Origin of the sequence: Streptomyces sp. NPDC048415, assembly GCF_040651675.1 — a bacterium.
In the GTDB taxonomy this organism is placed as follows: domain Bacteria; phylum Actinomycetota; class Actinomycetes; order Streptomycetales; family Streptomycetaceae; genus Streptomyces.
This window is the reverse complement of sequence record NZ_JBEZKJ010000004.1, coordinates 1-12,594: the sequence shown is the minus strand read 5'-3', so window position 1 is coordinate 12,594 and position 12,594 is coordinate 1. Positions and strand designations below refer to the sequence as shown.

Genomic DNA, 12,594 nt, shown 5'->3' with positions numbered 1-12,594 from the left:
GTTCAGGGCAGGGCACCGGCTCAGTAGGCTGGGGGCCATGCGAGAAGACAGCGGAACAGCCCAGGACCGGCGCTCCGAGCTGCGGGCGGACTGCGGTCAGTGCTTCGGGCTGTGCTGCGTCGCACTGCCCTTCACCCGCTCGACGGACTTCGCGATCGACAAGGCTGCCGGAAAGCCCTGCCCGAACCTCGAGGCGGACTCCCGCTGCGCAATCCACACCCAGCTGCGCCAGAAGGGCTTCACCGGCTGCACCGTGTACGACTGCTTCGGCGCCGGCCAGAAGGTCTCCCAGGTCACCTTCGGCGGCCAGGACTGGCACTCGGGGTCGCGGGAGCGCGCCCGGCAGATGTTCGACGTGTTCCCGGTCGTACGCCGGCTCCACGAGCTGCTCTGGTATCTGAACGAGGCGCTGACGCTCCCGGCGGCCCGCCCGGTGCACGCCGACGTCCGCCGCGCACTCGACAAGACGGAGCGGCTCACCCGCCAAACCCCGGAAGAACTGGGCGAGTTGGACGTGGACGCGCATCGCCAGGAGATCAATGTGCTGTTGTTGCAGACCAGCGAGCTCGTACGGGCGGGAGCAGGCCGGGGAAAGAAGAAGGACCGCCGGGGCGCCGACCTGATGGGCGCCCGGCTCAAGGGAGCCGACCTGCGGGGCGCCAGCCTGCGTGGCGCGTACCTGATCGCCGCCGACCTGACCGGCGCCGATCTGCGCGGCGCTGACCTGATCGGCGCCGACCTGCGGGACACCGACCTTACGGATGCCGATCTGACCGGCGCGTTCTTCCTGACTCAGCCCCAGCTGAACGCTGCCCGCGGCAGCGCCGGCACCAGGCTTCCGGAGTCAGTCACCCGTCCGGGCCGCTGGGTGGACCAGCGCTGAGTCCGGTGTGGGTGCGCGGCGTTCGAGGTGCAGGCGCAGGCCCTCCGGTATCAACGTCAGCCGCTCGGCGACGCGCAGCCGGTACGCCGGTTCGGGCCGCAACTCGTAGCGCCGCAGCAGCAGCCCGAGGACCAGCGTCGCCTCGTGCAGCGCGAACTGGCGGCCGATGCAGGCCCGCGCCCCGGTGCCGAACGGCTTGAAGGTGTGCGCGGGCCGGGCACGTACCGCCTTCGCGTCGAAACGGTCCGGGTCGAACCTCTCGGCGTCGGCGCCCCAGACGTCCGGGTCCCGGTGCAGCATCGACGTCAGGACCAGCGCCCACGCTCCCTGCCGCATCGGGTGGACGCCGCCCAGGACGGTGTCCTGGCGTGCCTCGCGGGCGAAGGCCGGCGCCGTCGGCCACAGGCGCAGCGACTCGTCGAGGACCCGGCGCACGTAGCGCAGCTTGGCGACCTGGTCGTAGCCGGGCCGGTCGGTGTCGCCCCAGACGCGGTCGATCTCGGCCCGGGCGCGGGCGGCGACGTCCGGGTGCCGGGAGAGGTAGTGCAGGGCGAAGGACAGCGCGCCGGACGTGGTCTCGTGGCCGGCGATCAGGAAGGTGATGACCTGGCGGCGGATGTTCTCCGGCGCCAGCCGCTCCCCGGTGTCCGGGTGGACGGTCTCCAGCATGCGATCGAGCAGGTCCCCTTCCCCGCTCGCGGACTGGCGGGTGGCCACCACCGCGTCGACCGTGCGGTTGAGATACGCCATGTCGGCCGCGTTGCGGCGGGACGCACCGCGCAGCAGCAGCGGAGCCAGCGGCGCGGGGACGATGTTGAGGCGCTGGGCGTAGGTCAGTGTCCCCACCATCGCGCTCACGAAGGGATGCGGACGGGCGCGCTCGAAGGAGTCGAAGTCATGGCCGAAGCCGGTCCTGGCGATCGTCTCCAGGGTCAGTTTCGTCATGTCACCGGGCACGTCCACGGCGCGCCCCGCCGCCTGCTCCCGGTCCCAGCGGTCCGTCAGGCGCGCGGTCACGGCCAGCATCATCGGGTGGTAGCCCGCCATGGCCTCGCGGCTGAAGCCGGGGGCCAGGACGTCGTGCGCCAGCTGCCAGTTGGGCTCGTGGTTGTACGCCGTGAACAGTCCGTCCCCGGCCACCGGCCGGAGATTGGCGACCCCAAGGCCGACGTGCTTGGCGAACCGCGACTCGTCCGCCAGCTCGGCCGCGAGGTCGGCGCCCCAGACGAAGACGATCTCCTTGCCGAAGGCCTTGCGCCGGAAGACCGGCCCGAGCCGGTGCCCGAAGCGCATCGAGTCCTGCACGGGCGAACGGACGCTCGCCCCGAGCACATCACCGATCAGCGGGACCCGGCGCGGCGGATGCGGGATGCGCCGCAGCTCGGGCCAGCCCAGTTCCGCGCTGCGGAACCCCTTGGGCAGCGCGGCCTCCGTCGTCTCCGCCATGGCGCCATCTCCCTTGTATTCGGGCCGGATTGACTCTGTTGTACGCGGGTTCAATAACGGGGTTCAGTCTGGTCCCGCTGTTGAACCGGCGTCAAGTAAAGTGCGGGCATGGCCGGGAAGCAGGAGGAACGCGCGCGTCGGCGGCTCAGCACGGAAGAGCGCAGGGAGCAGCTCCTGTCCGTCGGAGCCTGCCTGTTCTCGGAGAGTCCGTACGACGACGTGTGGATCGAGCGGGTCGCCGAGATCGCCGGAGTCTCGCGCGGGCTGCTGTACCACTACTTCCCGACGAAGCGGGACTTCTTCGCGGCCGTCGTCGAGCGCGAGAGCAAGCGGATGCTGCGGATGACCGCGGCGGTGCCCGGCATTCCGGTGCGTGAGCAGCTCGGTGCGGGCCTCGACACCTTCCTCGGCTACGTCGAGGAGCACGCGCACGGCTTCCGCGCCTTCCATCGCGCCGACGCGGCGGGCGACCAGGCCGTACGCAAGGTCTACCGGCAGGCGCTCGCGGCGCAGGAAGGGCAGATCCTCGAGGCGCTCGCGGCGGATCCCGAGCTCGGGTGGGCGCCCGAGGGCCGCCCGGAACTCCGGATCGCCGTCCGCGGATGGCTGGCCTTCACCACGGCCGTGTGTCTGGAGTGGCTCAGGGGCGCGGAACTGAGCCGTGAGCAGGTGCGTGATCTGTGCGCGCGGGCGCTGTTGGGCGCGATCACGCCCTGAACGGGGTGCGCGGAGGCCGACAGGGTCCTCATAGATGGGCGAGGCGTGGTTGGCGTACAGCCGGATCTTCGATAGGTTAGGCAAGCCTTACCTAAGGAGGAAGCTGATGGGTGACCGTCACACCTGGACGGCCGCGCCCGCCGCGGCGGAGCACGCCCGCTCGGTGCTCGCCACGGCATGGTCCTGCGCGGTGGCCGCGGAGGGCGGCCGGGAGGAGTTCGTCGGCGCGCACACCGTCGCCGCGGACGGCCGGGTGCTCCTGCACGTGCCGGAGGACAGCGCGCTGCTCGCGGCCGCGGTCTGCGCCCCGCGCGGCGAGCCGTCCGCCATCCTCGAGTTCGCCGATGTCGCGCCCGTTCCCCTGCGCAACCGTATCCGCGCCCGGCTGTGGCTCGCCGGCTGGTTCGTCCCCGGGGACGGGCACCTGGCGTTCCGGCCGACGCGCGTGGTGCTGCGCCGGCCCTCCGGGGCTGTCGTGGTCGAGCTCGACGAGTTCGCCGACGCCGGGCCCGATCCGCTCGCCACCGCCGAGGCCCAGCTGCTCGCCCATCTCGCCGATGCCCACCCGGACGCGGTCGAGCGGCTCACCCGCTTCGTCGAACCGGACAGCCTGCACGGCGCGGTGCGCGTCCAGCCGCTCGCCGTCGACCGCCACGGACTCACACTCCGCATCGAGCGGGCACGCGGCGACGGTGACGTACGCCTGCCCTTCCACGCACCCGCCGACGATGTCGCCGCGCTCACGGAACGCATGCACATGCTGCTCACGCAGGCGAGCACCGCCGCCTGCCCACGGTCGCTACAGCGGCAGCGCACAGACGGCGACCGGTGAGGCGAACGGCTCGCCCGCGAGCCGGAGTTCGCCGCTTTCGCCGTCGATGTGGAAGACGCTGACGGTGCTCGACTTCTGATTCGCCGCGAACAGCAGTCGCCCGTCCGGTGAGAACGCGATCTGGCGTGGGAAGTCACCGGCCACCGGCACCGTGTCCAGCAACTTCAGCCGGGCGCCGTCCGCCTCGATCGCGTAGCGCGTCAGACTGTTGTGGCCGCGGTTGGCGAGATAGGCGTACGACCCGTTCGACGTCACCAGGAACTGCGCCGGGTAACTCGTCCCCGCACCCGTGCCCGTGGACTGCGGATCGCCCGGAGTGAGCCGCCCGGTGGCCGGGTCGTAGCCGCAGACCACCGCGCTGTTGTCGACCTCGTTGGCGAGATAGGCGAAACGCCCGCCGGGATGGAACGTGAGATGGCGGGGGCCCGCGCCCGGCCGCGTATGCGCCTGGGACACCTCGGTGAGCGTGCCCTGGGACTGGTCGAGGCGGTAGGTGTAGACGGTGTCGGTGCCCAGATCGACGGCGAGTACATGGCCGCCGTCGGGGCTGGTGAGGAACTGGTGTGCGTGCGGGCCCTGTTGACCCGGGCCGGGCGCCGGACTGGAGTGCGTGACCAGATCGGTGCGCTCGCCGAGCGCGCCCGAGGCGTCGATGGGATGCACCGCGACGCTGCCCGAGCCGTAGTTCGCGCTCAGCAGCCAGCGCCCGCCCGGGTGCACGGACAGATGGCAGGGGCCCGCGCCCCCGGTGCCGCGCGTGCCGAGCACCTTGTTCTTCTGGAGTCGTACGGCCGTCACCCCACCCTCGTCCCGCTCATTGACGGCGTACAGCGTGCGGCCGTCGGGATGCGCCGCGAGATACGACGGGTCACCGACGCCCGTGACGGTGCCCGCAGCGGTGATGCGGCCCGTCGTGGGGTCGTACGTGGCGAGGCCGATCCCCGTGCCGCCGCCCTCGACCGAGGTGTAGGTACCGAGGTACAGCGGGCGGGGGCCCGAGCGGTGCGCCGGGGACGGGGAGGGCCCCGCAGACGCCGGCGCGGGTGCCGCGGGGTCACCCGCAGGCGCCGGCGCGGGTGCCGCGGGGTCAGCCGTCGGGGCGGCCGGTGCCGGGACCGCGGTCACCGCGGCGGCTCCCGCCAGCGCGCCGACGAAGCGGCGCCTGGTCCAGCCGCCGCCCGAGCCTCGCGCCGGTTTCGCCCCACTGCTCATGCCTGCACCTCGGGTGTCGGTTGCCTCAGCCGTGACAGCCACCTTGGCGTGCGGCACCCGCGAAACGCAAGACCGGCAACGCGCGTTGCACCTCGTGCAACGCCTCTTCCGCGCTTACCAGTCACCGTCCTCGACCGGCTTGCCGGGCGCGTCCCCGAGCGGTTTCACCTGGCCGGGTGCGGGCTGCTGCCAGGGCTCGTGGTCGTCGCCCAGCCAGTCGCCGACCGGTCGCACCGAGCCCAGCGTGTCCGTGGGGGTCAGATCCGTGGCGTCCTGGTCGTAGTAGTCGAACCAGGGGAGCCCGGCCCGGGTGTAGGCGGCGCGGTCCACGGGGGAGGGCGGGGGTGCCTCGCCGGTGATGCGGCGCCACTCCGGAGGCGTCACGAGATGGACGAACACGCGTCCGGCCGGCTCCTTGGTCCAGGCCCTGAGCGGCCGGTCGTCCCGGTAGACCTCCTGGCGCATCGAACCGCCGACGCCGAGACCCATCGCCGGGGCGCTGCGCGCGCCTCCGCCTGCCGGAGCGGCCCCGGGGGCCGCAGGCGCGGCGGCCATGGGAAACGCGGCGCCATAGCCGCCCGCCGACAGCGTCATCTCGTGTCGTTCCTCCGCCCTGCGGCGCTCGGCCTCGCGCCAGGCGGCCAGCTCGGTGTCGTTGAGCGGGAAGGACTGCAGCTGTACGCCGCCCCACACCTCCTCGCCGGTGACCTGGCCCTCGACCGTGGCACCCAGCCCGAGAGGCACGGCAACGAACTGGCGGACCGTGCCCTTCCCGGAGTTGATGCCGTCGAGCCACGGCTGGCGTGGCAGCACCACATAGTTCTGCGGATCCCTGCTGAGCCGGGAACTCCACGGCTTGCCGGAGACCGCGCACACCTTGCCCACGCCGACCTGCAGGGCGGCCGGTTGCGAGGTGCCGCCGAAACTCAGCCACATCGCCTCGCGCAGATACACCGGCAGCATCACACCGCCGCGTGCCCGCCATGCGGCGGGCACCGTGTCCGCGTAGTCCTCGACGCGGCGTATCGGGAACTCGCCGAGGCCCGGAGGCAGCGCGTGGGTGCCCGTCTCGGGCAGCCGCAGGGTCCGGATGAACCGCACCCGCACCTCGCCCGGCAGCCGCAGTGTGTTCCCGTCGATCCGCACGGTGCCCTCGGTCATCCGCCCGCCCCTCGTCGTGTCGCCCTGTCGACGGCGTACCGCTTCCTCGCCGCCGTGCCGCTCCCTCGGATGGAACGACTTCCTCAGGTAGAACGACGAGAAGCGGCGGGACGGTTCCGCCGGCGGCGCAGCCGCGCGGGGACGCGCACCTGTTGCCGCAGGCGGGTGAGGCGCGGTCGGCGTTCGCGTTCCTCGCGGGTGCAGCGGTCCAGCTCCTCCAGGAGCCGGCGGGTACGGTGCTCGGTGTCCAGCTCGTCGATGATCCGGTTGACCTCGCTCAGGACGGCGCCGTGCAGTTGCCACTGACGGGCGTCCCGCTGCACCTCTTCGAGGAACAGCTGGGCCAGCTTGTCGCGGGTGGCCGCGGCCGTGCCGAGTTCCGCGCTGAGCCGCTCCTCGGCCGACGCGGCGCTCTGGCTCACGTCGGTGGTCACCAGGACGGCGAAGCTGACGATCGCGTCGGCCACCTCGGACAGCAGCTGCTCCAGCACGGCTCCGGCCTGCGGATCGAACAGCGGCTCCGGTTCGCGCTCCTTGGCGAGGTCGGTGAGGCTGCGCGCCAGGACGCGCAGGACGACGGTGCAGATCTCCAGCGTGTCCAGGCCGGTGCGCAGCACGACCCGGTGCAGCAGTCCCTCCCGTACGCGCGGGTTGAGCTTCAGACTGTCCTCGGCCTGCCGCAGCGCCGCGTCCACCTCCACGATGTCGTGGTCGAGGCGGCGCGCCTCGTGCAGTCGCGCGGCCGCCAAATGGAAGGGGGTGCGCCCCGCGGCCTCCTCGCCGATCCGCAGCATCAACTGCCGCATCCGGCGCGCCATGTCCTCGATGGACTGACCCGCCTCGCCGATCCACACCGGAGGCGGGAACACGACGTTGGCGCCAAGACCCACGACCGCCCCGATCAGGGTTTCCAGCACCCGGGCCCACGCGGTGTCGCCCACCCTGGTGACGCCGAGGACCAGCATGGCGCTGATCGCCACCTCGGGCACGAACTCGCTGACGCGTACGAGATGTCCCACGGCCAGTGACGCAAGGATGATCAGGCCAAGACTCCACCAGGTCAGACCGACGAGGCTGCTGAAACCGATGGCGATGACGACACCGGCCACCACGGAGTTCACCCGCCGGACGCCGGTGGTGATCGTGGCGTACAGCGTGACCTGGACGACCAGCAGCGCGGTCAGCGGCGCGGTGAGCGGCGCGGGCTCGGGACTGAGGTGCACGGCGATGACGTACGCGATCGTCGCGGCGGCCGTCGACCTGAGCGTCTGGACGACCACGGGTTCCCGGCGTCGCTTCACGAACTGGGCGACGGACGTCGCCCACTCCTCACGTACCTCTTGCATCCTTGGGGTTTTCCCGTTCCACAGGTGTACCGAACGTCTTCCTTGAGGACCGTATCTGTCCGCAAGCGACCCTAGATTGTTCTCATCAGCTCAGCCGCAAGGCACCAGGAGGGGACCAGGATGAGCAGTGTCGAGGGCATCGAACTGCTGACGCGCGCCCACAGCTACCTGCTCGAGGTGGCCGCGTCCGTGCCGGAGGGGGCCTGGGGAGTGCCGACGCCGTGCAGTGAGTGGACCGTACGCCAGGTCCTCAACCACGCGCGACTCGATCAGCAGGCCTACGGCGCCGCGATCAGCGGTGCGGGGTGGCCCGACTCGGACCCCTTCCAGCCCGCCGACGCGCCGGCGGCCGACGCGCAGGCGCTGGAGAAGGCGCTGCGGGAGGTCGCGGACATGTACGCGCGGCTGCCCGCCGACGCACAGGAGGTGGCGACCCCGCTGGGGCCGCTGCCGCCGCGCCTCGCAGCCGCCGCGGGCGCCATGGACGCGGCGGTGCACGCCTGGGACATCGCCGTCGCCACGGGCCAGGACGCACCACTGGAGGAGGAGCTGGCCGACGGCATCTGGCTCGCGGCCGAGCGGCTCGCCGACCATCTCCGCGACGCCTTCGGCGTGTTCGCCGCCGCCCGCGAGGTGCCGGCCGGCGCCGGCCGGTCGCCGGCGCTGCTCGCCTTCCTCGGCCGGGACCCGCACTGGACGCCCACCGCCACCTGAGGCCCGGCGGGAGTCTGGGGAAAACCACAGCGGGGTTTCCCCGGGCTCGGTGTGCGGCCTGCCGGATGGTCCGCGGGGTATCCCGCGCGGGAGCCTCGGATCATGAAACGGCACCGCTCCTGATCCACCTTCACCGGGTGGAGGCGGCGCGGCTGCGAGACCGGTAGCCGGCCACCTTCGCGAGGTTGCCGCAGCGGTCCATGGAGCACCAACGGCGCCGGCGTGCCTGAGAGTCGTCCAGGAAGAGCAGGGAGCAGTCGGGGCCTGCGCACTCCTTGACCCTGGCTGCCAGCGGGCCGCCGACCAGGAGGACGGCGTCCCGGGCCACCGTCGCCAGCGCGGCGGGTCCGGGATGGGCGGCCGTCCAGCGAAGGGACGGGTGGGGGCCGGTGTCCGGCTCGGCGAGCTGGGGAGCGAGATCGGGGCGCGCGGCCGCTTCGTTGGCCCGTTCGACATCGGCCGGATCCGGGGTGTCCCCGGCCATCGCCGCCCGTACGAGGCGGTAGAGGGCCTCGCGCAGGATGCGGGCGTATGCCAGGTCGCCCTTGGTGACCCGCGGCGGTGCCTCGTCCGCCGCCGCGCGCAGACCCGCCTCGTCGATCCAGCGGGCCAGGGCGCCGGGGTCGGGGAGCCGTTCGAGGGGAGTGGCGTGTCGTTTGCCGAGTGTGGCGACGAAGTCGAGACAGGGGCGTCCACCGATGAACGGGAAGGCCGTCGTCGGCTCGGGGGAGGGGGCGGGAGCGGCGGGCATGGCCGGAGTGTATCGCCTTGACACCAGTTCATGCAGTGTCGCAGAGTGACACCACTTCAACTGGTGTCGCCTTGCGGCACCGCGTGAACCGGTGTGTCCACGAGAGAGCGGGTACGGGAATGCGTGTGGTGCGGATCGATGAGTTCGGCGGCCCCGAGGTGCTGGTGCCGGTGGAGGTGCCCGACCCCGTCGCGGGGCCCGGTCAGGTGCTGATGCGGGTCGCGGCGGCGGGCGTGAACAGGGCGGACGCGCTGATCCGTGCCGGCGTCTACCACAGAGCCGGACGGCCGCCGCTGATCCCGGGCGTCGAGGCCGCCGGAGTCGTCGCGGCGGTGGGGGAGGGGGTGACCGGCATCGGTGTCGGGCAGCGGGTCATGGCCGTGGACGGCGTGAACGCCCCCGGTTTCTATGCCGAGTTGGCCGTCGTGCCGGCCGGGCAGGTGACCGTCCTGCCGGACGGTGTGGACTTGACTGAGGCCGCGACCCTGCCCGTGGCCTGGCTCTCCGCCTGGTACTGCCTGCGTCACCTGGCCAAGGTGACCAAGGACGACACCGTGGTGGTGAAGGCCGCGGCGAGCGGGGTCGGCAGTGCGGCCGTGCAGATCGCCGCCGAGGCCGGAGCACGCGTCATCGCGGTCGCCGGTTCACCCGAGAAGACCGCCTGGGCCGCCGGTCTTGGCGCCCACGTCACCCTCGACACGTCCGTGCACCCCGACGACGCGGAGGTCGAGGAGGTGCTGCGGCTGACCGGGGGACGCGGCGCCGACGTCGTGCTCGACACCGTCGGTGGCCGTGCCTTCGCCCGCAGCCTGCGCGAGATCGCGCACGGCGGGCGGGTGGTCGCGCTCGCCAATGTCGCGCTGGAGACGAGCACCGTCGACACCCGCGATTTCTACCCGAAGAACGCCTCGATCCTCGGCTTCCAGCTCACCAACCTGCAGATCCACGGCTACGACCCCCGTCCGGACCTGCGGGAGCTGGCCGAGCGGGTCGCGGCGGGCACCTACCGCGTGCCGGTCGAGACGGTGTTCCCGCTGGCTGAGGCACGGGCCGCCCACGAGCGCCTGGAGCGGCGCGACAACCGGGGCAAGATCGTGCTCGCCGTCGGCACCGGCTGACGCCCGGCTGCCGGGCGCCGGGCTCACCTCCGGGTGTCCGAGGACGCTGCTGTCGGCGGCGTGCTGTGCTGGGCCACCGCCGCGGCGAGTCGCTGTTGCAGCGGCTCGGGGAGCGCTTCCCCGTTGACGCTGTTCACCAGGTCCTGGGCCACGTGGTGCAACTTGGTGTTGGTGTTCTGGGAGACCGCGACCAATACGTTCCAGGCGTCCTCGGCGCTCAGGCTGAAGGAAGCCATCAGGACGCCGCGGGCCAGGTCGATGATCGGCCGGGTCTGCATGGCCCGGCGCAGTTGCACGAGTTCGATGCGCAGGTCCTCCTCGGCATCGTCGTACAGCGTCTCCTCCTCGGTCCAGGCGAACAGCGGGCGTGTGTGCGTCAGGTCGAGCAGTTTCCCGACCGCGGCGCCCGCGGCGCGGATGGCGACGGTCTTGGCTTCCTCCAGGGCCCGCCGACGCGTGCGCAGCAGCACGTTGAGCCCGGAGCAGTCGCAGAACTCCACACCGCTCAGATCCAGATCCAGGCCGCTGACGGAGCGGGTGAGGGCGGTGCTCAGGGTGCGCTGCAGCATCTGGTCGGTGTCGATGTCGAGATCGCCGGACACCACGACGAGCAGGCGGTCGTAAGCCGGGTACGTCTCGATGTGCAGCGTCGGCGGGCGGCCGCTCGACGTGGCGTCCGGCGTCGCGCAGACGACCGCGTCCCCTCCCCCGAACTGCATGGGAAGTGTGTGTTCCGACATGGCAGCCGCTCCGGAGGTATCCGCCTGTCTGTGTCCCTTCCAGGCTCATGCCCAAGGCTTCACACGTCAAGGGATACGTGAAATTTATTTCACCCTTTGTTTTACGTGAATGCCGCGCCCTATCCTGTGTCCATGGGCGGAGTACCGGAGACACATACAGGCTGGACGTTCCTCACCAACCACGCCCGGGTGCTGGCCACGATCGCCGAGGATCCCAACACCCGTATCCGCGACGTGGCGGCGCGCTGCAGACTCACCGAGCGCGCGGTCCAGAAGATCATTTCCGATCTCGAGCGGGAGGGCTATCTCTCGCACACCCGGCAGGGGCGGACCAACACCTACCGCATCGAACCGGGAACCATCCTCCGGCACCCGGCCGAGGCGGGGCTGAGCGTGACGGACCTGCTCGGTCTGCTGGCCCGGCACGACGCGCAACGCGACCATCAGCCGCGGCAGTTGCAGAGTTCGCCGCCACACGCCCGCCGGGCCACGGCCGATCAGTGAGGCTCGCGCGCGCTCGCCGACCGCGGAGTGCGCGCCGGTGGCTCAGAGCGCGAGTTTGTCCAGGAAGGCGGACAGGTTCCGCACGGTCCGGGCGATCTGCTGCTCCATCGTGAGGCTCTCCTCGAAGCGGTTTCCCGACTGCGGGACCTTCTTGCCGCGTACGTACAGGGAACAGGCGAGGTCGGCGCATATGTAGACGCCGACCGAGTTGCCCTCGCGGCCCGCCGTGCCCGCCTTGCGGGCCGTCATGAGCGAGACGCCGCTGCCGGCGTGGGTCGTCAGGCACAGCGAGCACATGCTGCGATGCAGCAACCCGCGTGTGGAGTGCGGGAAGCGCAGGGTGATGCCGATCAGGCGCTCGTCCCGCTCGGTGACGAGGTAGCTGCGGTCGGGTGCTCCGGGATCTCGCCAACCCAGGAAGTCCAGGTCGTGCCAGGGGCGTTCGTCGAGGTCGCGGGGTATCGCGAGACGCTTGGCCTCCCCCTTCGAGCAGTTGATGAACGAGTCGCGGATGTCCTGCTCAGTGAGTGATCTCATGGAAGGAGTCCTTCTGGGGCTCGTCGGCGAAACCTAGGGCAACTAGGTTTTGGCCTAAGTTACATAGCCTCACGGGGGAGAGCCAGTGGATTTCGGCAACGGCGGCTCACCGCAGGAGCGGGCCCTTCACCATGTCGCCGCCCGCTCCCGGGGCCCTGCGGTCGATCCCGCGCTGCGCGTGACCCTGAACTTCCATCCCGACCGCCTCGTGCGCGGGCTCCCGATCCTTCAGGCGCTGGCCCGGGACGGCGCATACCGCTCGCAGTTCGTCACGGGCACGAGTAACGGCGGGCTGACCGCCCACCCCGGGGGCGACCGCTGGCTCTGGGAGAGTCGGATCTTCGGCGCGGTGTACGACACCGTGCCCCCAGGCGAGCGCCCCGTGTACGGCGGCGTCAACTTGACCCGGTCGTAAACGGCCGGGCTTGGAGGTAGGGCATCACTGGCTGTGGTGTGGCCTCCTCCGTCCGGACACCTAGGAAGGTGCTGGGGTGCGTGACTCACGTCCCGCAATCCACACAGCCTCACCGCGAGCGGGGATGTTGTGGGAAGCATTCCGGTCGGCGTGGGCAACGACCCCGCACTTCCGGCAGATGAAGAGGGCCTGGCCGACCCGGTTCTTCTTCTCGATGT

At 71.5% G+C, this 12,594-nt stretch carries 14 protein-coding genes and 1 pseudogene; 7 read left to right on the top strand and 8 right to left on the bottom strand.

Features of this window, described 5'->3' with window-relative positions; all coding sequences use genetic code 11:
* The first annotated feature begins 37 nt into the window (after positions 1 to 37).
* Positions 38 to 883 carry a pentapeptide repeat-containing protein gene (locus AB0D27_RS04480; protein WP_362501932.1) on the top strand — a complete coding sequence of 282 codons (846 nt, stop codon included), beginning with the start codon at positions 38 to 40 and terminating at the stop codon, positions 881 to 883.
* On the opposite strand, the gene AB0D27_RS04475 is transcribed toward AB0D27_RS04480, so the two are convergent.
* The gene (locus AB0D27_RS04475) at positions 845 to 2,329 is read right to left on the bottom strand and encodes a cytochrome P450 (protein WP_362501930.1); all 1,485 of its coding nucleotides are present in this window, start codon (positions 2,327 to 2,329) and stop codon (positions 845 to 847) included. The genes AB0D27_RS04480 and AB0D27_RS04475 overlap by 39 nt on opposite strands.
* 108 nt (positions 2,330 to 2,437) lie before the next feature.
* Between AB0D27_RS04475 and AB0D27_RS04470 the strand changes: the two genes are divergently transcribed.
* Both AB0D27_RS04470 and AB0D27_RS04465 read left to right on the top strand, forming a co-directional pair.
* Positions 2,438 to 3,046, top strand: a complete 609-nt coding sequence (locus tag AB0D27_RS04470; protein ID WP_362501928.1) for a TetR/AcrR family transcriptional regulator — start codon at positions 2,438 to 2,440, stop codon at positions 3,044 to 3,046.
* A 106-nt stretch (positions 3,047 to 3,152) separates the two neighbouring features.
* Entirely contained in the window at positions 3,153 to 3,878 is a 726-nt protein-coding gene (locus AB0D27_RS04465) for a DUF2470 domain-containing protein (protein ID WP_362501926.1), read from the top strand.
* On the opposite strand, the gene AB0D27_RS04460 is transcribed toward AB0D27_RS04465, so the two are convergent.
* From AB0D27_RS04460 to AB0D27_RS04450, 3 genes are all read right to left on the bottom strand, one after another.
* Positions 3,846 to 5,090 carry a lactonase family protein gene (locus tag AB0D27_RS04460; protein WP_362501925.1) on the bottom strand — a complete coding sequence of 415 codons (1,245 nt, stop codon included), beginning with the start codon at positions 5,088 to 5,090 and terminating at the stop codon, positions 3,846 to 3,848. The genes AB0D27_RS04465 and AB0D27_RS04460 overlap by 33 nt on opposite strands.
* A 114-nt stretch (positions 5,091 to 5,204) precedes the next feature.
* Positions 5,205 to 6,251, bottom strand: coding sequence for a hypothetical protein (locus tag AB0D27_RS04455; RefSeq protein ID WP_362501923.1), 1,047 nt, complete (start codon positions 6,249 to 6,251; stop codon positions 5,205 to 5,207).
* Positions 6,252 to 6,334: 83 nt separating this feature from the next.
* Positions 6,335 to 7,597 (bottom strand): aromatic acid exporter family protein, encoded by a 1,263-nt coding sequence (locus AB0D27_RS04450; protein WP_362501921.1) that lies wholly within the window; start codon positions 7,595 to 7,597, stop codon positions 6,335 to 6,337.
* Between the two features lie 120 nt (positions 7,598 to 7,717).
* On the opposite strand from AB0D27_RS04450, the gene AB0D27_RS04445 reads away from it, so the two are divergent.
* Positions 7,718 to 8,311 (top strand): TIGR03086 family metal-binding protein, encoded by a 594-nt coding sequence (locus tag AB0D27_RS04445; RefSeq protein WP_362501919.1) that lies wholly within the window; start codon positions 7,718 to 7,720, stop codon positions 8,309 to 8,311.
* Positions 8,312 to 8,441: 130 nt separating this feature from the next.
* Here AB0D27_RS04445 and AB0D27_RS04440 read toward each other — a convergent pair whose 3' ends face one another.
* Positions 8,442 to 9,062 (bottom strand): ABATE domain-containing protein, encoded by a 621-nt coding sequence (locus tag AB0D27_RS04440; protein WP_362501917.1) that lies wholly within the window; start codon positions 9,060 to 9,062, stop codon positions 8,442 to 8,444.
* A 119-nt stretch (positions 9,063 to 9,181) separates the two neighbouring features.
* Between AB0D27_RS04440 and AB0D27_RS04435 the strand changes: the two genes are divergently transcribed.
* Complete coding sequence (locus AB0D27_RS04435) at positions 9,182 to 10,180, top strand: zinc-binding dehydrogenase (protein ID WP_362501915.1); 999 nt, start codon at positions 9,182 to 9,184, stop codon at positions 10,178 to 10,180.
* A 23-nt stretch (positions 10,181 to 10,203) separates the two neighbouring features.
* Here AB0D27_RS04435 and AB0D27_RS04430 read toward each other — a convergent pair whose 3' ends face one another.
* Positions 10,204 to 10,920, bottom strand: a complete 717-nt coding sequence (locus tag AB0D27_RS04430) for an ANTAR domain-containing protein (RefSeq protein ID WP_362501913.1) — start codon at positions 10,918 to 10,920, stop codon at positions 10,204 to 10,206.
* A gap of 132 nt (positions 10,921 to 11,052) precedes the next feature.
* Between AB0D27_RS04430 and AB0D27_RS04425 the strand changes: the two genes are divergently transcribed.
* Positions 11,053 to 11,424, top strand: coding sequence for a winged helix-turn-helix domain-containing protein (locus tag AB0D27_RS04425; protein WP_362501911.1), 372 nt, complete (start codon positions 11,053 to 11,055; stop codon positions 11,422 to 11,424).
* 42 nt (positions 11,425 to 11,466) lie between these two features.
* On the opposite strand, the gene AB0D27_RS04420 is transcribed toward AB0D27_RS04425, so the two are convergent.
* Positions 11,467 to 11,961: an FBP domain-containing protein gene (locus AB0D27_RS04420; RefSeq protein WP_362501909.1), complete on the bottom strand. Its 495-nt coding sequence runs from the start codon at positions 11,959 to 11,961 to the stop codon at positions 11,467 to 11,469.
* An 85-nt stretch (positions 11,962 to 12,046) separates the two neighbouring features.
* Between AB0D27_RS04420 and AB0D27_RS04415 the strand changes: the two are divergent.
* Positions 12,047 to 12,361: pseudogene (locus AB0D27_RS04415) on the top strand (DUF3626 domain-containing protein); the annotation flags it as partial.
* A gap of 75 nt (positions 12,362 to 12,436) precedes the next feature.
* On the opposite strand, the gene AB0D27_RS04410 reads toward AB0D27_RS04415, so the two are convergent.
* Positions 12,437 to 12,592 (bottom strand): zinc ribbon domain-containing protein, encoded by a 156-nt coding sequence (locus AB0D27_RS04410; RefSeq protein WP_362502345.1) that lies wholly within the window; start codon positions 12,590 to 12,592, stop codon positions 12,437 to 12,439.
* Positions 12,593 to 12,594 lie beyond the last annotated feature (2 nt).

Coding starts and splice junctions, on each gene's coding strand:
- AB0D27_RS04480 (WP_362501932.1), top strand. CDS start 38: ATGCGAGAAGACAGCGGAACAGCCCAGGACCGGCGCTCCGAGCTGCGG.
- AB0D27_RS04475 (WP_362501930.1), bottom strand. CDS start 2,329: ATGGCGGAGACGACGGAGGCCGCGCTGCCCAAGGGGTTCCGCAGCGCG.
- AB0D27_RS04470 (WP_362501928.1), top strand. CDS start 2,438: ATGGCCGGGAAGCAGGAGGAACGCGCGCGTCGGCGGCTCAGCACGGAA.
- AB0D27_RS04465 (WP_362501926.1), top strand. CDS start 3,153: ATGGGTGACCGTCACACCTGGACGGCCGCGCCCGCCGCGGCGGAGCAC.
- AB0D27_RS04460 (WP_362501925.1), bottom strand. CDS start 5,090: ATGAGCAGTGGGGCGAAACCGGCGCGAGGCTCGGGCGGCGGCTGGACC.
- AB0D27_RS04455 (WP_362501923.1), bottom strand. CDS start 6,251: ATGACCGAGGGCACCGTGCGGATCGACGGGAACACACTGCGGCTGCCG.
- AB0D27_RS04450 (WP_362501921.1), bottom strand. CDS start 7,597: ATGCAAGAGGTACGTGAGGAGTGGGCGACGTCCGTCGCCCAGTTCGTG.
- AB0D27_RS04445 (WP_362501919.1), top strand. CDS start 7,718: ATGAGCAGTGTCGAGGGCATCGAACTGCTGACGCGCGCCCACAGCTAC.
- AB0D27_RS04440 (WP_362501917.1), bottom strand. CDS start 9,062: ATGCCCGCCGCTCCCGCCCCCTCCCCCGAGCCGACGACGGCCTTCCCG.
- AB0D27_RS04435 (WP_362501915.1), top strand. CDS start 9,182: ATGCGTGTGGTGCGGATCGATGAGTTCGGCGGCCCCGAGGTGCTGGTG.
- AB0D27_RS04430 (WP_362501913.1), bottom strand. CDS start 10,920: ATGTCGGAACACACACTTCCCATGCAGTTCGGGGGAGGGGACGCGGTC.
- AB0D27_RS04425 (WP_362501911.1), top strand. CDS start 11,053: ATGGGCGGAGTACCGGAGACACATACAGGCTGGACGTTCCTCACCAAC.
- AB0D27_RS04420 (WP_362501909.1), bottom strand. CDS start 11,961: ATGAGATCACTCACTGAGCAGGACATCCGCGACTCGTTCATCAACTGC.